Raw genomic sequence first — 24,212 nt, forward strand, 5'->3', positions numbered from 1 at the left:
TTGCCTACTTTCTGAAATTTGGTTTATAAAAACTACGACGATCCAATGGGAAAATTTGAGCACTTTCTTGACCTTCTTGTGTCTTATCTAAAACAGACAAAATCATATTAACAGTAGCATCTAAATTATCAATATGGTGAAGAATTTCTGCTTCAAGAATACGCGGTTGAACAGGACTACCATATTCCAATTTACCATGATGTGCTAGTACAACGTGCTTTAATAAAACAACGGCTTCTTTATTAGGATCAATACCAATTTGTTGACATACTTGTTCAATCATTTCTGACATAATGACGATATGACCTAACATTTTACCTTTAAAAGTATATTCGGTTGAGATAGCTCCAGATAGTTCAATTGTTTTGCCGATATCGTGAAGTATCAGTCCACCAATAAGTAGGCTAGAATTTATTTGCGGATAGATAGCCAAAAGTGCTCTAGCAATTTTCAACATAGAAACAGTATGATAACTTAAACCGCCTGCCATTGCATGATGGTTTCTTTTAGCAGCTGGATAGCTGTAAAAAGCTTCTTCATGTTCACTCAAAATTTTTCGCACAATTCGATTAATATTCGGTTCTTGAATGAGAAATAAAGCGTCATTAATCTGTTCTTTTATATCATCAATTTTCATAGAAATTCGTTCAACATAAAGTGTTGGATCGTTGGGTTCTCCTTCTTCAGCTAAACGAAGTGCTTTAATTTTTACTTGAGGACTTCCTTGATAAGTATCCCGATTAGCTCTCAGAAAAACAACCTTACCGACTTGGAATTTGTTAATTTCTTCTTCAGTAGCAGACCAATACATACCATCCATAGATCCAGAACGGTCTTGAAAACGGAAGGCAATAAATGGTTTGCCATTTCTAGCGGTTCTCACATCTGCTGCTTTAATAAGAACATAAATTCCAAATTCGTCTCCTTCATTAATCTCATATAATAAACTCATTTAGCTCTCCTCCTGGGTTGAATTCGTTTCTATTAGCTCGTCTAAGTTAATCATCGAATCAATCGCTAATGTATCCGCAGCCATTTGATCAAAAGTAAAGAATAAAACTTGATGATTTTGACTGATGGTCTCTAAAACTTTATACATGCTTGCTTTACGTATTTCGTCGAAGTTCACAAAAGCATCGTCGATTATGATAGGCATTGATACCATTGAAGAGGCATTCACTATAAAAGCTAAACGTAGAGCGACATATAATTGCTCCAAGGTTCCTTGCGAAAGTTCATGAGGTGAAAACAGCACATCTGAAAACTGTTTAACTTTGATTCCAGTTTTATTCAATTTAATTTGATCATAACGCCCATAGGTTAATTTAGAAAAAATTTCATTAGCCATTTTATTCATTTCAGGAATCGGATTATCCATTCCTTGTCTTAATGTTTGATAGATTAAATCGACAGCAATTTTTTTCTTACTCCACTCTTGAACATATTTAATGATTTCTGCTTTCTTATCTTCCAGTTTTTGTTGTAAGACTTGATAACTTCCATCTTGCTCAAGCTGATTTAAAGCCACTTCAATATTTGCACGCTGATATTGATGAGGTTGTACACGACTTTTATTAAGCGTTAATTCATTTTGAACCTTATTATATTGATTGATTAATGACTGTTTACTTTCGATAGCTGACATCTCATTTTCATAACCTCTAATCTGCTCACTATACAAGTGACGTTTTTCTTTGAGTTGCTGAATTTGATTATTGGCTTGAACTTTTTGTCTAAAGTCAACTTGGTCAAAGGAGTTTGTTGATTGATAAATTGATTCAATGATTTCTTGCTGCTCTTGTAGATGTTTTTTCTCTTGAGCAATGATATCTTGAGCATTTCTTATACGTTCCTCCATCGCTTTACCACGTTCCACTTGACGGGCGATTGAAACTTCAGTTTCTTCAACGTGGTGTATAAGAACCTTGATACTTTGATCTCCCAAAGGAAAACGCTCAAGTAGTGGAGCGATTTGTTTGCGCCATTTGGCAATCTCGACATTGAGGTCATTTCGCTCTTCTTCATATTGTTGACGAATTGTTTCAGCTTGAAAGTACTCTTTAACCGGATTCGATTTAAGAACAATTTCTGCATCTGCAGTTGGATAAAAGCCTAAGGCAACTAACCATCGTTGCTGCTCTTGTCTTTTTCTGACTAAGTTTTCTTCAACCGATCGAAGATTGGCTTCTCGTTGATTGATGTCTTGACCTAGTTCTTGACTTCTATCTTGATAATGGCGCTCTTTTCTTTGTAATTCAGCCATTTTCTCAATTGCTGGAGAGGAATGAAATTTCTTTTTATATTTTAGATGCTCAAAGAAGACATAAGCGGTTGAAAGTATACCTAATCCGATTAAAATCAAAGCAATCCAACGGAAATTCGCCCCTGTCTGATTAAGTAAATGATAAATACCCATTGCTAGTCCTAAAATGATTGAAAGAGCCCCTATAAGATAATGCCTAATATTTGTAGCTTGTTGTAATTGAGCTCTTTCATTCATACGCATACTTTCTAGTTTTGCGTGCTGCTGTCTAACTGTGACAGAGTAGGTTTGCAATTCTTTTCGCTGATCTAGGAAAACTTTTCTCTCTGCTTGAATAGAATCTTTTTGTCCTTCAAAATCATCTATGGCCGCTTGAATTTCGTAACCTTGCTCGATTTCACGGTCAAACTCTGAGGACTTCTTTACTTTTTCAGGATAAAACTGTCCTTCACGAGCCAGTCGAGCCATAGTATTGGTTTGTTCTTGAATTCTTTCTAAAACGTGTTCTAAACGTAAATCCACCTTTTTAATATGGGCGGTATCACTTGACCATTGTCTCCTTTGGTCTTCGTGGTTTTTTCCCCAATTTAGACGGGTTAGGGTACTCATTTCATTGTTTAAATTGTGAATACGCTCTTGCATTTGTTGTATAGTCTTTTGACTATCATTTTTGGTCCGAACAGCCTCTTCTAATTTTTCTGGCATATCCTTATCCATTTTAGTAAAAACTAATTGCTCTAACTCTCTTTGAGCGACGAGGTCTTTTTGATAAATATCAAACCTTGTCATCAACTGATCCAATTGTCTTTGCTTTTCTTCTAAATCATGAATAGACTGATTAAGACCTTCAATTTGATCTATTTCAGCTTGCTGTTGGTCGAACAGGTCATCATACTTCGCCATATTTTGCTTCATTTTCTCAATGGATTGACTAAGTTCTTCAAATTCCAATAACGCTTGATTAAGTTTAGGATTTTTCCCCTTTAATTTATAAAGTTGCCCCAGATCTTTTTCGAAATATTTAGCCACAGAAAGAAATTTATCTGATCCAACCGTTCCGATTGATAGGAAATAATCACCCAATTTTTCTGCATCAACATTTGACAGTTCCTGCAAATTTTGCAGTGAAAAGGCATAAAAGGAGTCAAAGAGGTTTTCATCTAATCCACTTAAGATTTGATCTAACACTAGTTGTTCAAGCTCATGCCCTTTTGTATCTGTTAAAGTTAGACCTCTATTAGTTCTTTCCACCCAAATATCTCCATGGCTAGTTTCTTTTAAAAGAATTCTGCCCCCATATACTTCACTAAGTTTGGGTTCATAGCGATTAATTTGATTGACCCGTCGATGTTTAGAAGGAAATCCGAAAAGAATACTTCGAATAAAAGATTGGAGTGTTGATTTCCCAGCTTCGTTCTGACCAAAAATCAACTGTAATTGATCATCTAAATCAAAGCGTTGATTAACCCATTTACCGTATCCATAGATATCAAGGGTGCTAATCTTCACTATCAATCGCCTCCTTAAATTCAAATCCGATTGCTTGAATCATTAACTCTTGTGCTGATCGAATAGATTCCTTCTTCAATTCTTCATCCAATGATAAATCTGACATCCTTTGCTTAATAATTGGGTGGTCAAATAATTCTGCTAGACTTTCATGATATGCTTTACCTTCTTGCATATCTTGACAAGCCGCTTGGAAGCTAGTTTTTAATGTTTTATCATATTCGAAGGCATCTAATACCATTTGACGCTCAAGCTTTACCCTAACAATAATCGCGAATTTTTCGATCGACTGGGGTTCAGTGAGTATCGATTCAACCTCACCTTTTTCAATTTGTTCTTGTATATCGATTGGCAAACGTTGTGCATTTTTTAAAGTTAAAGAAATAATCTTCGAAGGTAGGCCCTTATCAACCTCATCTTTAAAGTTATTGACTAAGGATTCTATCGCCCATAACAAATCATTAACTTGCCAGTTTTCCTGACACTCTATGATTTCATCTCTCCATTCAATTTCAGCTAAATGAATAAATTCAGATTTTACCTTTTGATCGACTTCTAAGGTGACTAAATAGGCTCCCTTGTCGCCAATCTCCAGGCGATTTCTACCTTGAGGACTACCAGCATATTGAATAAGCGGGAATGTGGATAAAGTATTTGCCTGATGGATATGTCCAAGAGCCCAGTAATCATAATTTTTTGAGATTAGTTGCTCCAATGTAAAAGGAGCATAATTTCCCTTTTGCGTCGTACTTAACAATTCCCCGTGATATAAACCTACGGTAAAGTCCGTTTCATTGTTTTTTGCAGGGAATTCTTGGGCCTTGGACTCATGAATCCAACGTTTATTATAAGAAAAACCATAGAAGCGACAAGTTTGATTATCATTTGTCTTTATATCGATATGGTCAATCGACTCATCTTTAAAGACGTAAACATTTTCAGGATATTGCATCAGTAAGCGTTGGTTATTAAGAAAGTCATGATTCCCATGACAAATAACCACTGGGATTTCTGCTGCTTTCAGTCGTTCTAATTCTTTTAAAAAAGCATGTTGAGCATAAATTGTTTGTTTTTGAGTATCATAAATATCTCCTACAATAACAACAGCGTCTACATCTTCTTTAATAGCGTATGAAACGCCTCGATGGAATGCCTTATATGGAGCTTGGATTAGAACTTCTTGTAAGCTAGGGTATTGTTTTTGCATTCCAGCAAAGGGGCTATCTAAATGTAGGTCAGCAAAATGCATGAAACGCATCTCGGTCTCCTCTCTCCAAAATAATTGGTTGATAAAAGCAACTGAAAGAACCTCGAAAGATAATTGTTCGATGGCTTCCAGTTGCCAAATTCAAATTTATTCAGTTGGCGCTTGATATAAGTCTTGTAGTGGCTTGGTAATAATTTGATTGATTTCTTCCATTAGAAATCCGAGTTGTTGTTCGTTTTCCATTAACTTCTTAATTGAAGGGTTTTCCATTACTTTTGCATACAAGTTTTGAACTTCTGTGATTTTCTCTTCACTCGGCTGTTCAGTCATTGTCTGAAGTGACTGTGAGACCTGACGAAACTCTTCAAACAACTGATTGCTTTCAGGATCTTTCTTTATTTCTTCGAGTGCCGATTTTACATTCAAATAAGCTGGCAACTGTCGTAATTCGCGTTCTAAAGTGTTAGCTGTATCATAAATATTAATGTTCATAATAACCTCATTTCTATATGATAATAGTATCAATTTTTAGTCTTTTTTTCAATCAAACTGAGGTGAAAGCACCCATTTTTATTGGGCGTTTTTTAAATAGGTAGGTCTAAGTTTTCGATCCAATTGATAACCTCTTGTGTTTTTTCACTACTAAAAGATTTAACCTTTTCCCAAAGATTACTTCCGTTCTCTTTAAGTGTTGAAAAAAGTTCTCCGTCAAAGTTGAAATCAACATTTTCCAACCAATCACCACCCATTTTACCATTGGTATCTGCTTCCATTTGCGAAGCGTAGCTGACATCAAATGGTGTTTGTGGCGAGTATGCCATCATGTAAGAAGTTTGACTATTAAATAATCTCCCCATGCCAGTTGGCATAATTTCATCCAAATTAGCACTTTCTACGTCATCCAGACCAATCCATGTCGCTATCGCAAAATCTGGGGTATAACCAACCATCCAACGGTCTCGCGTTTGGGTTGAACCGTCTGATACTTCAGTTGTTCCTGTTTTACCAGCAATCAAACCTGTATTAGGGCCTGCGCCATATCCAGTACCATTGCCACCATATGTATCTAACATCATGCTGGTCATATCTGCGGCAATCGTTTTGGTCATGATTAAGTGACGTTTAGGTTTTTCGTTATCATATACAACTTTCCCAGAAATATCTTCAATTCGTCGAATAAAGTAAGATTCATTTCTTATTCCCTTATTAGCAAAAGTCGCATAAGCTGAGGCTAATTGCACAGGGCTTACTCCTGTCGAAAAAGCCCCTAAGGCCAAGGTCAACTGCTGGTCTTGTTGGGGAACTTCAATACCAAATTGATGCAGTTTATCGACTGCGGTTTGAATTCCTAATTTATCTAGTAAATAAACAGCGGATGTATTTTTACTTTGTGATAAAGCATAGTATAAGGGGACTTCTCCTCTAGGATCCGTTTGACGATTAAAGTTTTCTGGAGCAAATTGATCCTTACCATAAGCCTTAACAACATCAGGAACCATCGAATGCATATTAAATCCATTCTCAAGAGCTGGTAAATAAACTGCTAAGGGCTTAATGGTCGATCCAGGAGCACGATACATATCGCTAGCACGGTTAAAGCCGCGATAGACATATTCTCCTCTTCCTCCATAAATTGCCATAATTCCCCCAGTACGAGTATCAACTATCGCACTTGCGCTTTGAACAATCGGCGCATCATATGCCCCATCATTAAATAAATAAGCATTCTCTTGATAAGCGTTATTAAGACCTTGTTGAGCATTGATATCTAAATTAGTATAAATTCGATAGCCCTTGGACATAAGGTCTTCTTCAGGGATGTTTACCTTACGAATAGCTTCATTGATCACCGCATCAAAGTAAAATGGATATTCATGTCCAGAACTGGCTGGAACATAATTGTCTAAAAGAGGTATAGACATTGCTTTGTAATCCTCTGCGTTAGAAAATGAGATAACCCCTTCATCAGCCAAAAGATCAGCAATGACATTTCGTCGGTCAATAGCTGCTTGATAATCATCAATTGGATTATATAAGGAAGGACCTTTTAAGATACCGGTTAGAACCATTGATTGATTCTGATCTAATTGGTAAGCATTAATGCCAAAGTATTTTTGAGCCGCATCTTGAATGCCCCAGACTCCATTACCAAAGTAGGCATTGTTTAAATACATTTCAAGAATTTGATCTTTTGAATAAGTTTTCTCAATTTCAAGTGCTAGAAACAATTCTTTTAATTTACGTTGAAAAGTTTGATCCAAGCTGAGAAAAGCATTTTTAGCTAATTGCTGTGTTAAAGTGGAGCCTCCCCCACCAGAAGTATTGCGATTAATAACTAAACGCAAAAAAGCTCGACCAATTCCAATTGTATCGAATCCATTGTGATCATAAAAGCGCTTGTCTTCAGTTTTAACAACTGTTTCTTGCATTAAGGGAGATATCTCATCTAAGGTCACATAGCTTCCTTTTTGCGATAAGAGTGTACCTACATATTGATCTTGCTTGTCATAGATTTCTGTTTTTGTTTGCAGGGAATCTTGCAGTTGTTTAACATCAGTCGTTTTCGCAATAAAAACCAAATAAGAGGTTAAGAATAAGGTAAGTGATAAAGCAATAAACACTAACCACTTCCATCCTCGGTAATAGCGCCAAATATTTTTGATCCCTTGAAATATTTTATGTTTACTCGATTGCATTTTAAATTTCTCCATTTAATCATTCACCTACTTTGTTAATTCTATCCTAGACAGAATTATATCGACCGCCTTCCAACTAAAGGCCGAGGTCAATCTTTTTATTAAATTATACTAAATGATTAAGAAAATTTATGAAAGATTGTATGACTTTTGCCTAAGTATTCAAATAGCCATCTAACTGATGTCTCAATGAAACATTTTTAGAAGGCTAATAATTGAAAATTAATTAAATTCTATAAATTGACAGATGTATTTAAAAGTTCATCATAAACAGCTTTATATGCTTTAGCAGGTGCAGTCCAAGAGAAATCTTTACCCATGGCTTGCTTCACTAACTTCTGCCAAACTTCCTTTTGATTAATATAAATATCTAAGGCCATATTAATGGTAAAAAGTAAATTGTCGCGGTTAAAACCTTTAAATGAAAAACCGGTTCCCTGGCCAGTATATTTATTATAAGCTTCGACAGTATCTTTTAAGCCTCCTGTCTCATGCACTAGAGGCAGTGTGCCATAGCGCATGGCAATCATTTGCGAGAGACCACAAGGTTCAAAAGCAGATGGCATCAAGAAAATATCGCTGGCAGCATATATTTGCTGAGCCAGTCCAAGATCAAATTGAATGCAAGCTCTCAGTTGATCAGGGTATTTCTGCTCGAAATAGCGAAATGAATCTTCAAAGTGTTGGTCTCCAGTACCTAAAATAACCATTTGAACATTTTGTTGCAGTAAATCATCCATAATTTGCTCAACTAATTGCAAACCTTTTTGGTCTGTCAGCCGGCTGACGATTCCAATTAAAGGGATCTGATTATCTTGTTTAAGAGTAAGTTGCCTTTGAAGGTAGCTTTTTACTTTAGCTTTGTTTGAAAGATCTGATTGATCATAATGATAAGGCAAATAGCTGTCTGTCTTGGGATTATTGATTTCTAAATCGATTCCATTAATAATTCCTTTAAGTTTCCATTCATTTCGCCTTAATACTGCATCTAAACCTTCACCAAATTCTGGAGTTAATATTTCTTGAGCGTAGGTCGGACTGACCGTTGTTACTCGATCGGCAAAGTTAATACCACCCTTAAGGTAATTCATATTGTTGTGGTACTTCAAACCATCGTCGGTAAAGGTATTAAAGCCAGTGCCAAAGACATTCGAAAGCATGGATGCATCATAAATCCCTTGAAAACGTAAATTGTGAATAGTGAGTACTTTTCGAATGTTTTTTAAGGATTCCTTCCAGTGATAACGATCGATTAAAAGAGCGGGTATCATAGCCGTTTGCCAATCATTGCAATGAATAATTTCTGGTATCCAATTAATTACTTCCAGCATTTCAATGATAGCAGTTGAAAAATAGGCAAAGCGTTCGCCATCATCCCATTCTCCATATAAAGAAGCGCGATCAAAATAAGCCAAATTATCAATGAAGTAATAGGTTACTCCATGGTCCTTCAATTGCTTAATTCCACAGTAGACATTTCGTTGCCCCAGTTGGAAACGAAAATGTGCAATTTCTTCTAGCTGTTGCGCATATTCATTAGCCATTTGACTATAGAAAGGAAGCACCACACGAACATCAAGCTCGGGTTCCTTCGCTAACTCTTTTGGCAATGCAGAAGCGACATCTCCTAGACCTCCTGTTTTAAAGAAAGGAGCCGCTTCAGCTGAGGCATAAAGTATTTTCATTTAAATCCTCCTAATCTACCCTTGCATCCACAATTTCATTTTTAGCTTTTACAATTAATTTATCAGGGCGTCCACGAATCACTGTGCCGGGCTTAACCACGACATTTTTATCTAAAATGGCGTACTCTACTGTGGCTCCCTCTCCAATTTCAACCCCTTGTTGAATAATTGAATTTCTCACACTAGCATTCTCCCCAATTTGAACTCGCCGATTAATTAAAGAGTCGATTACTTCACCGTAAACGGTCGTTCCAGTTGCTAAAATTGCATTTCGCACATAGGAACGCTCATGGTAATAGGTTGGAATTCCATTTTTGGATTTGGTACGAACAGCCTGATCCGTATGGAATAAAGCTGCAAAGGATAAATGGTTTAACATGTCCATATTGGCTTGATAGTAGGCTTCTACCGTATTAATATTTGCGGTATAACCAGTATATTCATAAGGATGAATGCTATAATCCAATAAATAAAACTGAATAAGATCATCTATTTCAAGATACTGCTCTTCTCTATCAGCTCGGTCAATTAAAGCTAAAAGAATGTCTACAGATAGAAAATACATATCTAAGCTGGAACTAACGGATGCAAGAGCGGGTTTTTCTGAGTTAGGTAATAGATCGACGATATTTTTTTCTTCATCAAACGCAACGATGCGTTCGTTGGGATGGTCCATCCCTATAGTCGATGCAATCACATTTTTATAAACTAAAGTTACATCTTTCTTACTTCTAATGTGCGATTGACGTAAGTCATTAATATTTAAATTAGCGATAATCTTCGATCCAGATACAAAGACATACTTAGCTTTCGATCTTTCTAAGAAGATTCGATGATTATAATAGTAGTCTTCATGGTCGTTCTCTCGATGATAACGCGCCTTCCAGTCTTGTTGAGAGAAGGTGAAAATACCTCCTCTAATCCGTGAATCAAGATTCCATGAGGCTCCTGAGCGGATATGATCATACAGAGAGCGTCCGGACTCACCAATAAACATAGCCACCGATTGAACTTGAGCGTAAGAAAGAGAAGATAAAATAAAATCAATAATGCGATAACGACTCGCAAATGGCAAAGCTGCGATAGGACGATTATAAGTTAAAGGATATAGAGGTTGATTGTCTTCTGTTAAATTTAAAATTGCACAAGTCTTATGCTGAACCATTTAATTCTTCCTTTCTATCTGATCGCCAAAACCGACAACTGCAATGTCTCTTTCTGTTCCAATCACCATTGCTCCATCTGCTATTCGAGCATTCTCGCCAACAATTGCATACTCAATTCGACAAGATGCTCCAATCCTAGCATTAGCCATGATCACTGAATCGGTAATCTGAGAATCCAGCCCCACCTTTACGTTTTCGGAAAGAATAGACCGGTGAATTTCTCCTGATACATAACATCCATCAGTAACAAAGGAATCATAGATCGCCGCATGGTCCGTCACTACTTGCGGAGGTAGAACCGGATTATTCGAGTAGACACGCCAATCAGGATTGGAGTGATAGAGTGGGTGATCTTGATTCAAAATCTCCATATTTGCTTCCCATAAGGATGAAATAGTTCCCACATCTTTCCAGTAACCGTCAAAGGCATAAGCATAAGATGCTTCATCATTGGCTAAATAAAGTGGAATAACGTGTTTACCAAAATCTTCTAATTGATTATCTTGATCTTGATCTTCAATTAAATAGTTACGTAATTTCTGCCAATTGAAAATGTAGATCCCCATTGAAGCCAAATTTGATTGTGGCTGATCAGGTTTTTCCTCGAATTCAACGATACGATCATTTTTATCTGTGTTCATAATTCCAAAGCGTGTTGCTTCTTTGATAGGCACAGGTTTCACAGCAACTGTTAAAGAAGCGCCTTTTTCTTTATGAAAATCTAACATCTTTGAATAATCCATTTTATAAATATGATCTCCAGATAAAATTAAAACATATTCTGGATTAACAGAATCGATATAGGTTATGTTCTGATAAATAGCATTTGATGTCCCTTTAAACCACTTTTCTCCATCAGTGGATGAATAAGGTTGTAAAATAGTTGTGCCACCACCGCTAGCATTAAAGCCCCAAGCCTCCCCATTAGCGATATGACCATTTAATTCTAGAGGTTGGTACTGAGTAATGACCCCCACTTTATGAATGTTAGAATTTGCACAGTTACTTAAAGCAAAGTCAATAATACGATACCTTCCTCCAAATGGCACTGCGGGCTTAGCAATCTGCTTGGTCAAAACGCCCAACCTACTTCCTTGACCTCCGGCTAGTATCATCGCAATCATTTCATCTTTCATTTTAGCGTTTGGATACTAACTGCTTAGCATCCTTCTCCTTTCTATCTTGATGCAAATTTATATGTTCAATAAATTGAACGGATAAAGCTGGAACTTCAATCAAACAACAATAATCTTGCTTACAACAGCTTTTATTTTTTGCTTGGTAAAACTTTTGCCAATTTTGTTGATAACCTGCAAATTGATCTGCTTGACTATTAAGATAGACAAGAAAATCTCCACTTTCAGGGACACCTAATTCCACATCATAATAATGATTTTTTGAAAAATTAATCATTATCACAGAGTATGATTGTTTGTTTTTAGACCAACGAATAAAACTTAGCAATCCTCTCTCTAAATCATCCGCATCCAAAACTGTTATTCCTTCTGGATGATGATCCAATTGATAAAATTCTGGCCTATTTAAGCCAATCTTATTGATAGTTCGCATAAACGCTTGATATTCACTATTATATTCTTGCTTTAGTCCTTGCCAATCTAATTCTTCATAATAACGCCACTCTATAAATTGTCCCAATTCATTACCCATAAAATGAAGTTTTTTACCAGGTTGAGCTAACATATAGGCATGTAAAAGTCTCAAATCAGCAAATTGATCATAGCGACTACCTGGCATTTTAGCTAGCAAGGATTTTTTCCCATGAACAACCTCATCATGAGAGAAAGGAAGTAAGTAACGTTCTTTAAATTGATACATAAAAACAAAAGTAATGAGACGTAATTGAGCTGGCCTTTGATTGTAAGGAAGTTGGAAAAACCGTAAGACATCATTCATCCAACCCATATTCCATTTATAATCAAAACCCAATCCTCCATGAGCAATATCCAAAGTTATTCCGCTAGATGAAGTGGCTTCTTCAGCAATCATATAAACCTCAGGATAGTAATCTTGAACCCATTGATTCATTATGCGTAAGAAATGATAGCCTTCAAGGTTGTCATTTCCTCCATATTTATTAGGCGTCCAGGGACCTTGATCAAAATCGAGATAAAGAATATTTGAAATAGCATCTGCTCGAATACCATCCAAATGAAATTCAGACAGCCAATAATTTAAATTTGAGATTAGAAAAGATTGTACCTGTAATTTTCCAAGGTCAAAATTTAAACTACCCCAGCTAATATTTTTAGCTCGTTGAGGATCTGCATACTCATAACAAGCCTGACCATCAAAATATGCCAAAGCATTCGCATTTTGATTGAAATGACCAGGTACCCAATCAAGAATGACACCAATGCCTTCTTGATGAGCATAATTAACGAAATATTTAAAATCTTCATTACTTCCATATTGACCAGCGACTGCGTAATAGCCGGTTACCTGATAGCCCCAAGAAGGAGCATAAGGAAAGGCAGTTAGAGGCATAAACTCAATGTAGTTATAACCCATTTCTTTAACATAAGGAACTAAACTGTGAGCTAACTCTTTAAAAGAATAAGATCTTCCATCGGGATGCTGTCGCCATGAACTCTGATGAACTTCATAAATTTGTAAAGGACTGTCAAATTTATCTTTAGCCTTGCGTGCTTTTAGCCACTTTTGATCATTCCATGGGAATGGTGTGAGATCTTCGATAATCGATGCATCTTGAGGGGGGGTTTCAAATCGCATAGCGTAAGGATCAATTTTATATTCAATGTGATTATTTCCATGATCCATTCCATATTTATAACAATGTCCTGCTTGAGCGTTTTCAACATATAGACTCCATACACCGCCATCAAGTTTTTCCATCCATAGATTTTTCCAATTAGAAAAATCGCCTTGTAAATATACCTGCCAAGCATTGGGTGCCCATACACTAAACTGATAACCTTTTGAATTTGACTGAACCTGCTTGGCACCTAAAAAATGATAGGCTTGGTCATGCAATTGTGTTGAAAACTTTTCTATTTCTTTGTTTAAGCTACTTCGATCCAAGGAAAATGTCATTGGCAACCTTCCATTCTTATAATTGATAAGTTTGAGACGGACTATTAAGTGAATTGGGTAACTTGTTCAATTACCAATATTGTAACGGAACGCCCTCTAATTTAAAAGAATAATCCCATGACAAAGCCCATTTTAAAGTCAAAATGATATGTTCATTAATATTGAAATTAATTAGTTATAAATATTAAAAATTTAAGCTCTAAAACTCTTGTTTTTTAAATTCATACAAAAAAGCCTCTAACTGACTGAATTTCAGAAAGTTAAAGGCTCTTTTATAAGGGACACTCCATAAGAGTGTCGGTGAGTAACTAGTACTCACGAATCGCAAAATATCCTAAGATACTGCAAGTTGCAGTTCACAGCTCCAACTTGCTCTGTCGCCTTCCTGGCTTGAGCTCTTAGCTCTAGACAGCTTGCTTCCAATCTACCAGATTGTATTCGACTCATCGCATGTATAAATCTTACCATAAGCAACGGGCATAGACAAGCTTATACTGCTAAGTTTTTATTATCCATCACTTCCAGTCGATAGCCATCAGGGTCAGATACAAAGAAGTAAGAAGCTTTTTGACCTGGAAGTCCTTTGAGCTCTGTTGTTTCGTAACCAGCTTCCTTACATTTTTGATGTTGCGCTTGAAGATTATCCACTCCAATAGCCATGTGAGAGAATCCATCTCCGATAGTATAGCCTTCCGAGTCATAGTTATAGGTTAACTCTAATTCAAAATCTGATCCAGGAACTTGTAAATAAAGCAAATCGAACTGATGTTCTGGAAAGCGACGATCACGCATCACTTTAAAATCAAAAACTTCCGTATAGAAAGTCAAGCTCGCTTTTCTATCTTTAATTCGATAGCAAGTATGTAACAATTTTTGTGTCATTATAATTCCTCCTGTATTTTTTACATATCTAGGCTTTGGAAAGCCATTGGTACAAGTTCACTGACTGTTGTTTGATAGATGGATTGGTCCTTACGTGTTAAATAGACAGGAGTGTCAGGCTCTGCCATTTCTACCAATACTTGACGGCAAATTGAGCAAGGCATTAAAAAGTCTTCCGTATCCCCTGCTACTGCAATTGCCTCAATAAAACCTGGACGGTATCCTTCGGATACAGCCGTAAAGATTGCTGAGCGCTCTGCACAATTAGTAGCACCAAAGGACACATTTTCAATATTAACACCTGTATAAACTTTACCGTCCTTAGTTAACAATGCTGCTCCAACGGGAAAATTTGAGTATGGGCAATAGGCTCTTTTTACTGCTTCACGAGCTTGTTCCATCAAAGAATTAATTGTTGTTTGATCCACTTTGATCCTTCTTCCTGTGTGTGATAATTAGTGATTTTATTCATCAATTTGAAGATTAATAATTTGATCTTGTTGTATACTTGCAATTAATTGGCGGATATTATCCGAAAAGCTCACCCATGAATAATAAGAAAAGCCAGTCATCATATAATATGCCGCACTATCAGCTGAACCGAGGTCTTCTTCAATTTCTGCTACTGTGATAGAACCATTGTTTTCATAATCTGTTAGCAGAGACTGGAAATCTTTACCTTCTTTAAAACAATTTTCATCGAAATAATGGAAATTAGCTTGCAACAATTGTTCTTCACTATAAATAAAGTTAAGATAGACTAAATTATTTTTAGAAAGAAAGTAATATTCGTCCGACTCTAAGTTATCTTGCTTTTTGCTCTTACTTGCTTGTCCTAATTGTTCGATAATAGATTCTCGAGAAAAATTATCAGCCGTAATCTCTGTCTGGATTCTGGATTGATAAAGCTTAATTTGATCTTCAAGACTTATAATATTATCTTGATAGTCATCAAATGCAACTATTTCAGACTCAGCTAAGGAAGCGGGTATCATGCCCTTTAATTTCTCTTCTAGAGGACGCTTATCGTCTTCTAAATCCTCTGACTTTTCATCTGTTGGATCAGGAATTTCTTTCTTTTCTGCTAATTCAAGGGTTAGTTGAGAATTGATGCCCTCAATCTTTTGGCTTTTTAAAAATTCATTGATCAGATAGTCTGATAAAACCGCTTGCTCTCTAAAATAAGCTAAACGATAGTCATCTTGCTTGTCTTTAGACGATACTTCTACTAACAGGCCGTCATCTTCCATAATATTCCCTTGCAGACTGGCCATTATTTGAAAATCTTTGGCAACAGCACGAGCTATTTCAATGGATTGATTTTGTTCTTCAATAAATTCGAGGGCCCCATAATATTGACTGGCTAGATAGACTAACTGATCGACTTGATAGATAGCAATTAATTCCATACCATATGGGGCATCTTCTCTTAAAAGGAAGGACTCCATACGGTAATTTTCTTCTAAATCGAGGGTCGTTCTTTTAGGTTCTAGATCATATTTCTTAGCCAATTGTTCTACTTTATACTCCACATCAAACTCTGTTAAGGAATCTTTTAAGGTTCGTAACTGTTGATCTTCTTGATCACTAACTTCAGTTGTTAAGTCATTTACTATCTCAATAGACATGTCATAAAAATCAGACTCCGTTTGGGCGTGGCTAGTCGGCAGTCTTAAAAAGAGGCTGAAAATAATGAAGGTAATACTTATAACTATTCTCTTGAAGACTTGTTTACTTTTTTTCATTAATTGTATCCAAATCATAGATTAATCGATCCTCAGAATATAAAACAGGAATACCCACATTGCCATTTTTTTTAACTTCATCGAATTCATTACGACTATCTCTTAATTTAAGAAACTCTTTTAAATTCTTCATTGAATCAGTTATATTGACTGCTTTGTAGCTCACTTCCATTTGATCTAAGCGGCTAATAAAAGCCTCCGTATTCGGACATTTATCAGAAAAATAAACTATGTTCATAACTTTTCCTCCTATATCATACTAATATTATTATACAATAGATTCCTCAAAAGACCTACTCAAGCATCATGCTAACTTTCATTGAAAATTTTACCAAGAAGGGCTAAACTGAAAAAGTATTGAACTATGGAGGGCAATTTATGAAAAAAACAATTGATTGGATTTGGCGCTTTGTCAAAGGCATGTTCATTGGATCAGGCTTTATTTTACCCGGAGTCTCTGGTGGTGCTTTAGCGGCAATTTTTGGTTTATATGAACGAATTATCCGTTTTCTAGCTAATATCACTAAAGACTTCGTTGAAAACATCATTTTCTTCATACCTGTCGGTTTAGGTGCCCTGTTTGGCATAGTCATCCTATCCTTCGGGGTTAGCCATGTTCTCGAAAATTATGAAACTTATGTCATGTGGTTTTTTGTAGGATGCATAGTGGGTATGATTCCTTCACTGTGGAAAGAAGCTAGTCAAGAAGGACGCAATCAGTCAGATTTGATTGTAATGGTTCTTTCTTTTATTGCGGCCTTATGTTTGCTTATATTTGGACAATCATGGTTTGGCGGACAGGTTTCAGCAAACTTCTTTACTTGGATGATCGCAGGAGCTTTGATTGCATTAGGAGTTCTGATTCCGGGATTGAGCCCTTCAAATTTTATTCTTTACATGGGCATGTACAAGCTAATGTCTGATGGGTTCAAAAGTTTAGACCTGACTGTAATTATTCCAATTGGAGTTGGTGGTCTATTAACAATACTGCTCTTGTCTAAACTAATTGAGAGAATTTTTGACCGCTACTATGCAAAGTTCTTCCACTTTATTTTCGGTGTTGTTCTGGCATCTACCTTTATGATCATTCCAACCGAATACACAAGTTTTCAACTTAGTGGCTATGCAATTTGCGGCCTCATGCTCTTATTAGGAAGTGCTTTAGGTTGGTGGATGGCACGCTTAGAAGAGAAGTATAAAAAAATTAATTAATTATAAATATTCACACTCCACCCTATTCATCAGCTTTAATCGATGGATGGGAACCTTTTTCGTCCCATTCAGTAGTAGATTAAATTGCAGGTCATTGCCCTTTCACTTATAATGAAGAAGACAAAAGGATATTTGAATTTTGTTATAAAACGATTCTTTTCAATAAATCGCTATAAAGGAGAAACTTATGACTTTACTAGAGCGTTATACTCAAGACCTCTTTCAAAAAAAAGTTTATGATTGTGATAATAAAGAACTATATACCGTATTAATGGAAGTGGTAAAAGATGAATCTCGCCGATTACCCTACCGAGATCAAGACCAAAAGCGAAAACTCTATTACTTTTCTGCAGAATTCTTAATTGGAAAAGTATTGAGTAACAATTTAATTAATTTAGGTATTTACAATCAAATTAATAACGAATTAATCGCTAACGGAAAGAACTTAATGGACATAGAACATGCTGAAAGAGAACCTTCCTTAGGAAACGGCGGCCTCGGTAGACTCGCTGCTTGTTTCGTCGATTCTATTACCAAGATGGGGATTAATGGTGATGGAATTGGCTTGAATTATCATTTTGGTTTATTCAAACAAGAGTTTTTTGATAATCAACAACACACCGTGCCAGATGCATGGTTAACTGGTCAAGACTGGATTAAAAAATCTCACCTGACTTTCGAAGTCCCCTATGCTTCTTTCACTCTAAAATCAACTCTGTATGACTTAGATGTTTTAGGTTATAAACAAACTCATCGTAATCGCTTGCGTCTATTTGATTTAGACACTGTCAATGAGTCTATTGTTTCTGAAGACTCAATTGATTTTGATAAGACAAATATTAAAGAAAACCTTACACTCTTCCTCTATCCTGATGATTCAGACCATGAAGGAAGATTGCTACGGATTTATCAACAATATTTTATGGTTTCAAATGGAGCGCAACTTGTTCTACATGAAGCTAAAGAAAAAGGTAGCAATTTACATGATTTAGCTGATTATGCCGTTATTCAAATCAATGATACCCATCCAAGCTTTATAATTCCTGAATTAGTGCGCCTTTTAATGAAGGAAGGCATTGACTTTGAAGAAGCCTATCAAATTGTGACTAAGATTACTGCTTTTACAAATCATACTATTTTAGCCGAAGCCTTAGAAACTTGGCCTTTCAATGATATTCAATTAATCATGCCAGAAATCGCCAATATTATTCAACGGCTCGACCAAGTGATTAGAAAACACTATCCCGATCAGGCTGAAGTTTGGATTATTGATAATTCAAATTATGTCCACATGGCTCATTTAGCCATTCACTTTGGTTTTTCTGTCAACGGTGTCGCAGAATTACATACTGAAATCTTAAAAACAACGGCTTTAAAACCTTTTTATGAGATCTATCCTGACAAGTTCCACAATATGACCAATGGCATCACCTTCCGCCGTTGGGTAATGGACGCTAACAAGGAACTTTCAGAATATCTAGACCTTAAAATCGGAACGCTTTGGCATAGAAATGCTGATCTTTCACAATTTATAGATTTTAAAGACGATGAGCGCACATTAAGTAAACTAAGAGCCATCAAACACAATAACAAGATGCGGTTGAAGAAAAGATTGCAAGACCGAATGAAGATTACAATTAATGAACACTCAATTATTGATATTCAAATCAAACGATTCCACGAATATAAACGACAACAGATGAATGCTTTATGGGTAATTCATAAATATTTAGATATTAAAAAGGGGAATATTCCTGAAACACCTATTACCGTTATTTTTGGAGGAAAAGCTGCACCCGCCTATACAATTGCACAAGATATTATTCATCTTATCTTAACTTTGTCACAATTGATTAGTTTAGATAAGGTGGTGGCTCCACACTTACAAGTAATAATGGTTGAAAATTATAATGTTACCAATGCTTCCTATCTTATTCCGGCAGCCGATATTTCTGAACAAATTTCCTTGGCTTCAAAAGAAGCTTCGGGTACAGGAAATATGAAATTTATGGCAAACGGTGCCCTAACGATTGGTACCTTAGATGGTGCTAATGTTGAAATTTTTGAAAAAGTTGGCCAAGATAATATCTATATTTTTGGAAAAGAAAGTCAGGAAATTATTCAACTCTATAAAAGTAATGGTTATTCATCCAATGAATATTATCAAAGAGAAACGATCAAACCTCTAGTAGACTTCATTGTTTCCCATGGTATGTTGTATTTTGGTAACGAAGAGCGTTTAAACCGTCTGCATCAGGAGTTAATTCATAAGGATTATTTTATGACTTTGATTGATTTAGAAGACTATATTGCAACTAAGGAACAGATGCTAAGAGACTATGAGGATATTGACACTTGGTATCAAAAATCAGTTGTTAATATTGCAAATTCTGGCTTCTTCTCAAGTGATCGGACCATTGGAGACTATAATGATGCCATTTGGCATTTGCCGGTCTCTTATGGTGATGAATAAATGAAAAGAGAGGGTGTTTTATCTATTATTAAACGGTAGCTCTCCTATCTAATTAATTGAATAAGACTATTTAAATAAATCTTTCTTAGCGCTGATCTTTTGATAATTCAATTAGGTAAAGACACTCGATAATATCATTCTACTCAATGTAACACCTACTAAATCAGAAATAACTTTAGAGAATGGATATTTTTTACAATTAGTTTCAAAATATGCTATGAAGAAAGAATAGGAGAAAAGCTATTGCCTTTATTTAAATCTTTTTCTTATAAAATTTTTTATTCATAACTTAGTTCTATTTGCATAATTATTAAAAAATGTTTTCGTGATTTATGGAATGTAAGGAGACATATAATGAGAATTGAAATGAATACAATCCAGTCTTTAGTAAGAGATAATAAGTGGTTTATTTCACTCTTTATCGTCCTAATGATGCTAAGACTTTTTATCTTCAGTGTTTATAAAGTTGAAGGAGCTTCTATGATGAATACCTTTGAACAAAACGATATCGTTATAGGAAGTCAAATTACTAAGATTGACCGTTTTGATATAGTAGTATTTAACGTTCCGGAAAAAAAGAAAAAATATATTAAGAGAGTTATTGGCCTTCCGGGAGATACCATTGAATATATTGATAATATACTTTATATCAATGGTGAAAAAATTGATGAGCCCTATTTAACAGACCAAGTAACACAGGATCTTAAAGTCGATTCGATCCCAGAAGGTTACTTATATTGCTTAGGCGATAATCGTAAAAGTTCGGTAGATTCAAGAAAAATCGGTTTAATACCTGAAAAAAATCTACTTTCAGAAATTAAAATAATCCTCTTTCCTTTTGACAAACTAACTACCTTCTAACCGAAATATAATAATCATAATAAAGAGGAGTTTAAACGATCGTTTAAACTCCTCTTTAAAAATATTTATTTTTGATCATACAAGGCACTGCCCACTCGAATGTAAGTCGCTCCTTCTTCTAAGGCGATGCGATAGTCCCGTGACATCCCCATACTTAGCTCTCCACAAGGAGCCCATGGATAATTCTTGCCAAGTATTAATACTTGTAATTCTTTTAATTCGGCAAAATAATGATGAAGTTCCGTTTCGCTGGCATCAATCGGCGCCATCGTCATTAAACCGACTATTTCAATTTTGTTATAGTCTTTAATGGCTTCTACCGCCTCTATGACACGATCCGGATCAAATCCGCCTTTCGTCTCTTCACCTGAAACATTGACTTGTAGAAAGCATTTTACTGTCCGATCTGCTCTTTTTTGAATTTCTTTGGCTAATGATAATCGATCCAGTGAATGTAAATAATCGATCTGATTAATAATCAATTTCACTTGACGAGATTGGAGGTGACCAACAAAGTGCCAAGTAATTTCTGATGCAATATCATTCAAAGCTTCTAGTTTTGCTAAGAATTTATCCGAGCGATTTTCGCCCATATCTCGAACGCCTAAATTATATAACTCTCTCGTCGTTTCAGCATCCACAAATTTAGTAATCGCCACCATATGAGTCGGATAGGTAGAAATGTCTTCGAGTACACTTGCTAAATTGGTTGCTAATAATTTTTTATCCACGTGATTCCTCCTAAGAAAATAGATAATAGTTTTCAAAAAGCCATGTAGCTAAATTGAGTATTAAAGGAATGGTAACAAGTGAACACATTGTTGTCAGTAAAACAATTTTTGCTCCACTTAAATAATCACCACCTACAATTTGACTTAAAAGAGCTGTCATCATAGCAGAAGGTCCAGCTAGTATCATTACTAAAATAAAAAAACTTTCAAAGGTTAAACCAGGGATGAACAATAGCATAATCAAATTAATTAAAGGCCAAATAATAAGCTTTATGCTAGCTATTTTCCACAATTTCCAATCAAGATAGTCAGATAAAGTAGCAATGTCTTCAAAATAAGCACCTAGAATAATCATAGCAATCGGGGAATAAACCTGATTTAATTGATGAATCCCTTCGGATACAACCGATGGAACAGAGATCTTAAAAACTTGAATGACTACTCCTATCAGAAAAGCAAACAGAATTGGACGAGCAGAGAATGTTATTTTTGGTTCTTTTTCTTTGGCTCTAATCATTTTTAAACCAAGTGTCCAAGAAAAGAAATTTGTAACTAGAAATAAGCCTGTGGTAATCATGACATAGGAAGGTTCGAAAACTGCTAAGGTCAGAGGAATACCAATAAAACCAACATTACCAAAGACTGTTGCAAACTTGGATACCCCATCCTCATTTTTCCCAAAATACCAATGCCCTACATAGATCCTCATTAACAGAAAAATAATATAAATAATCATTGCTAAGAAAAACTGAGTCATAAGGTCTTGCTGAATCGGCTTAAAAAAAGCTTCGATAATTATCAAAGGGGTCAAATATTTAACAATTACCGTATTCAATTGACTAATGGTCGTTTGCGTCAGAAGTTCTTTTTTAACTAAACTAAACCCAATCACCGCTATGGAAATCAGTATAATTAATTGCTTAAAAATGATGAGTGCTAAATCCATATCTCCCTCAATCTTTCATAACATTTTACTAGATATTATTATAACTCAACTTATCCCCTGAAGGAAGTTACCACCAATCAAGTAGGAGGCTAGTCAACTAATGGCTAGCCTCCTACTCGATTTATATCTAACTTATTATTCTTCGTCCATAACATCATGTAAAGCATCTGCCACAAATTGAACATTCGTTCCAATAATTACGTGGGCTGCATTTTCTCCCATGATCTTAACACCCGCAGCGCCAGAAGATTTTATTTTTTCTTGGTCAATTACTGAGGTGTCTTTAACATTCAAGCGAAGTCGTGTCGCGCAATTGGTAAAGTTTTCAATATTGTCTTTACCACCTAAAGCTTCAAGAATGCGGCGAGCTTGTTGGTATTCTTTTTCGGCTTTTGAATCCTTTAATTCTTTAGAATCCTTTTCAGGTAATGAACCTTTTCGCCCTCTTCCAGCATCAAAGTCTAAAGACAAAGGACCTTTTCTTCCTGGTGAAGCAATATCCAATTTTTCAATTAAGAAAGAGAAGACCAAATAATATAGACCGGCGAAAACTAAGCCTTGTAATATTAACAAAAAGGGCTTGTTCGCTATTGGAATTTGTGAAGATAAAATAAAGTCGATTGCTCCGGCAGAAAAGCCAAAACCAGCTGTCCATTGCATAAAGGCAGCAAATCCTAAAGATAGCATTGATAAAATAGCATGAGCAAAATAAAGAACTGGGGCTATAAACATAAACGAAAATTCAATGGGTTCAGTAACACCTGTAACAAAAGCTGTGACTGCGCCTGCTAAGTATAAGGACCCTACTTCTTTACGGTAGCGAGGATCAGCCTTACGATAGATCGCTAAACCAGCAGCTGGTAAACCAAACATCATAACCGGGAAGAAGCCAGCTTGATACATTCCTGTAACACCCTTTTCACCTACAGATGCCCAGAAATTACCGATATCATTAATACCTATTAAATCGAACCAGAAAACAGCATTTAAAGCATGGTGTAAACCGGTAGGAATTAGTAGACGGTTGAAGAAACCATATAAGGCTGCTCCGAACCAGCCCATCCCTGAAATCCATTCTCCAAAGCCTACTAGCCCTTCATAAACAGGTGGCCAGATAAAATATAATAATCCTGAAACAAAAATCATAGCAATTGAAGTCAAAATGGGAACCATTCGACGCCCAGAGAAGAAAGCAAATGCATCAGGTAATCTAGTTTTTGAGAATTTATTATAAAGTGATGAAGCGGTAAGACCGGATATAATTCCGATAAAAGCATTATCTATTTTTTCAAAAGAATAGGATAATTCTTCTAAAGGAATATTGACAATATCTGTTAATTTATCCGGTTTCAGTAATGTAGTAACCATTAAAAATGCGACTAAACCTGATAAGGCACTTGACCCATCTCGATCGTTAGACATACCTAAAGCAACACCCAAAGCAAATAGAATGCCTAAATTACTGAGAATGGTATCTCCAGCAGTCATCAATAAAGCACTGAACTGGTTCCCACCTTGAGAGTCAATTGCATAGCCGATCCCTAGCATTAAGGCAGCAACAGGTAGTACCGCAACTGGTAACATTAATGAACGTCCCAGTCTTTGTAAATATGGATACATATTTTTCACTCCTTTTTATTTATCATATATAATATACCTCAATTTCGAAGCGTTTACAATCATAAATGTAAATTTACATTTTAGTGTGAACACTAAAAGGAGGTGTTGGGCTAATTTTTTTAACGATCTCTTCTAAAATCTAGC

19 protein-coding genes are annotated in these 24,212 nt (G+C 35.8%); 3 read left to right on the top strand and 16 right to left on the bottom strand.

Translation table 11 applies throughout. From position 1 onward, the window contains the following. Window positions 1-4: 4 nt before the first annotated feature. The 13 genes from ACQV2S_RS04720 to ACQV2S_RS04780 all read right to left on the bottom strand — a co-directional run bounded on the left by ACQV2S_RS04720 (window position 5) and on the right by ACQV2S_RS04780 (window position 16,463). On the bottom strand, window positions 5-952 hold the full coding sequence (locus ACQV2S_RS04720; protein WP_428872931.1) for a 3'-5' exoribonuclease YhaM family protein: 948 nt from the start codon (window positions 950-952) through the stop codon (window positions 5-7). Beyond that, window positions 953-3,772: an AAA family ATPase gene (locus ACQV2S_RS04725; RefSeq protein ID WP_428872930.1), complete on the bottom strand. Its 2,820-nt coding sequence runs from the start codon at window positions 3,770-3,772 to the stop codon at window positions 953-955. It lies immediately after the preceding gene. After that, window positions 3,762-5,030 carry a metallophosphoesterase family protein gene (locus ACQV2S_RS04730; RefSeq protein WP_428885093.1) on the bottom strand — a complete coding sequence of 423 codons (1,269 nt, stop codon included), beginning with the start codon at window positions 5,028-5,030 and terminating at the stop codon, window positions 3,762-3,764. Before ACQV2S_RS04730 ends, ACQV2S_RS04725 begins: the two co-directional genes overlap by 11 nt. A 96-nt stretch (window positions 5,031-5,126) precedes the next feature. Next, entirely contained in the window at window positions 5,127-5,471 is a 345-nt protein-coding gene (locus tag ACQV2S_RS04735) for a YlbF family regulator (RefSeq protein WP_428872927.1), read from the bottom strand. 92 nt (window positions 5,472-5,563) lie between these two features. Further along, window positions 5,564-7,690 (bottom strand): transglycosylase domain-containing protein, encoded by a 2,127-nt coding sequence (locus ACQV2S_RS04740; RefSeq protein ID WP_428885094.1) that lies wholly within the window; start codon window positions 7,688-7,690, stop codon window positions 5,564-5,566. A gap of 218 nt (window positions 7,691-7,908) precedes the next feature. Beyond that, a complete protein-coding gene (gene glgA, locus ACQV2S_RS04745; protein ID WP_428885095.1) occupies window positions 7,909-9,360 on the bottom strand; it encodes a glycogen synthase GlgA in 1,452 nt (483 codons plus the stop codon). Between the two features lie 10 nt (window positions 9,361-9,370). Further along, window positions 9,371-10,525: a glucose-1-phosphate adenylyltransferase subunit GlgD gene (gene glgD, locus ACQV2S_RS04750; RefSeq protein ID WP_428872924.1), complete on the bottom strand. Its 1,155-nt coding sequence runs from the start codon at window positions 10,523-10,525 to the stop codon at window positions 9,371-9,373. Beyond that, window positions 10,526-11,662, bottom strand: a complete 1,137-nt coding sequence (locus ACQV2S_RS04755) for a glucose-1-phosphate adenylyltransferase (RefSeq protein ID WP_428872923.1) — start codon at window positions 11,660-11,662, stop codon at window positions 10,526-10,528. 1 nt (window position 11,663) lies between these two features. Then, window positions 11,664-13,598, bottom strand: a complete 1,935-nt coding sequence (gene glgB / locus ACQV2S_RS04760; RefSeq protein WP_428885096.1) for a 1,4-alpha-glucan branching protein GlgB — start codon at window positions 13,596-13,598, stop codon at window positions 11,664-11,666. 489 nt (window positions 13,599-14,087) lie between these two features. Beyond that, entirely contained in the window at window positions 14,088-14,480 is a 393-nt protein-coding gene (gene gloA / locus ACQV2S_RS04765) for a lactoylglutathione lyase (RefSeq protein ID WP_428874635.1), read from the bottom strand. 20 nt (window positions 14,481-14,500) lie between these two features. Then, window positions 14,501-14,908: a cytidine deaminase gene (gene cdd / locus ACQV2S_RS04770; protein WP_428872834.1), complete on the bottom strand. Its 408-nt coding sequence runs from the start codon at window positions 14,906-14,908 to the stop codon at window positions 14,501-14,503. A 36-nt stretch (window positions 14,909-14,944) separates the two neighbouring features. Then, window positions 14,945-16,225 carry a hypothetical protein gene (locus ACQV2S_RS04775; RefSeq protein WP_428874634.1) on the bottom strand — a complete coding sequence of 427 codons (1,281 nt, stop codon included), beginning with the start codon at window positions 16,223-16,225 and terminating at the stop codon, window positions 14,945-14,947. Continuing rightward, a complete protein-coding gene (locus tag ACQV2S_RS04780; protein ID WP_428881688.1) occupies window positions 16,212-16,463 on the bottom strand; it encodes a hypothetical protein in 252 nt (83 codons plus the stop codon). Before ACQV2S_RS04780 ends, ACQV2S_RS04775 begins: the two co-directional genes overlap by 14 nt. A gap of 140 nt (window positions 16,464-16,603) precedes the next feature. Here ACQV2S_RS04780 and ACQV2S_RS04785 point away from each other — a divergent pair, with 140 nt between their 5' ends. The 3 genes from ACQV2S_RS04785 to lepB all read left to right on the top strand — a co-directional run bounded on the left by ACQV2S_RS04785 (window position 16,604) and on the right by lepB (window position 20,771). Then, entirely contained in the window at window positions 16,604-17,437 is an 834-nt protein-coding gene (locus ACQV2S_RS04785; protein WP_428872831.1) for a DUF368 domain-containing protein, read from the top strand. Window positions 17,438-17,624: 187 nt separating this feature from the next. Beyond that, the gene (locus ACQV2S_RS04790; protein ID WP_428872830.1) at window positions 17,625-19,910 is read left to right on the top strand and encodes a glycogen/starch/alpha-glucan phosphorylase; all 2,286 of its coding nucleotides are present in this window, start codon (window positions 17,625-17,627) and stop codon (window positions 19,908-19,910) included. Between the two features lie 354 nt (window positions 19,911-20,264). Continuing rightward, on the top strand, window positions 20,265-20,771 hold the full coding sequence (gene lepB / locus ACQV2S_RS04795; protein ID WP_428872828.1) for a signal peptidase I: 507 nt from the start codon (window positions 20,265-20,267) through the stop codon (window positions 20,769-20,771). Window positions 20,772-20,836: 65 nt separating this feature from the next. Here the strand turns inward: lepB and ACQV2S_RS04800 are convergent, their stop codons facing one another. The 3 genes from ACQV2S_RS04800 to nagE form a co-directional block, all read right to left on the bottom strand. After that, complete coding sequence (locus ACQV2S_RS04800) at window positions 20,837-21,502, bottom strand: YggS family pyridoxal phosphate-dependent enzyme (RefSeq protein ID WP_428875756.1); 666 nt, start codon at window positions 21,500-21,502, stop codon at window positions 20,837-20,839. A gap of 10 nt (window positions 21,503-21,512) precedes the next feature. Further along, the gene (locus ACQV2S_RS04805) at window positions 21,513-22,448 is read right to left on the bottom strand and encodes an AEC family transporter (RefSeq protein WP_428872826.1); all 936 of its coding nucleotides are present in this window, start codon (window positions 22,446-22,448) and stop codon (window positions 21,513-21,515) included. Window positions 22,449-22,583: 135 nt separating this feature from the next. Next, on the bottom strand, window positions 22,584-24,068 hold the full coding sequence (nagE, locus tag ACQV2S_RS04810) for an N-acetylglucosamine-specific PTS transporter subunit IIBC (protein ID WP_428885097.1): 1,485 nt from the start codon (window positions 24,066-24,068) through the stop codon (window positions 22,584-22,586). Window positions 24,069-24,212 lie beyond the last annotated feature (144 nt).

Origin of the sequence: Facklamia sp. P13064 (genome assembly GCF_050409425.1) — a bacterium.
Taxonomy (GTDB): domain Bacteria; phylum Bacillota; class Bacilli; order Lactobacillales; family Aerococcaceae; genus Facklamia.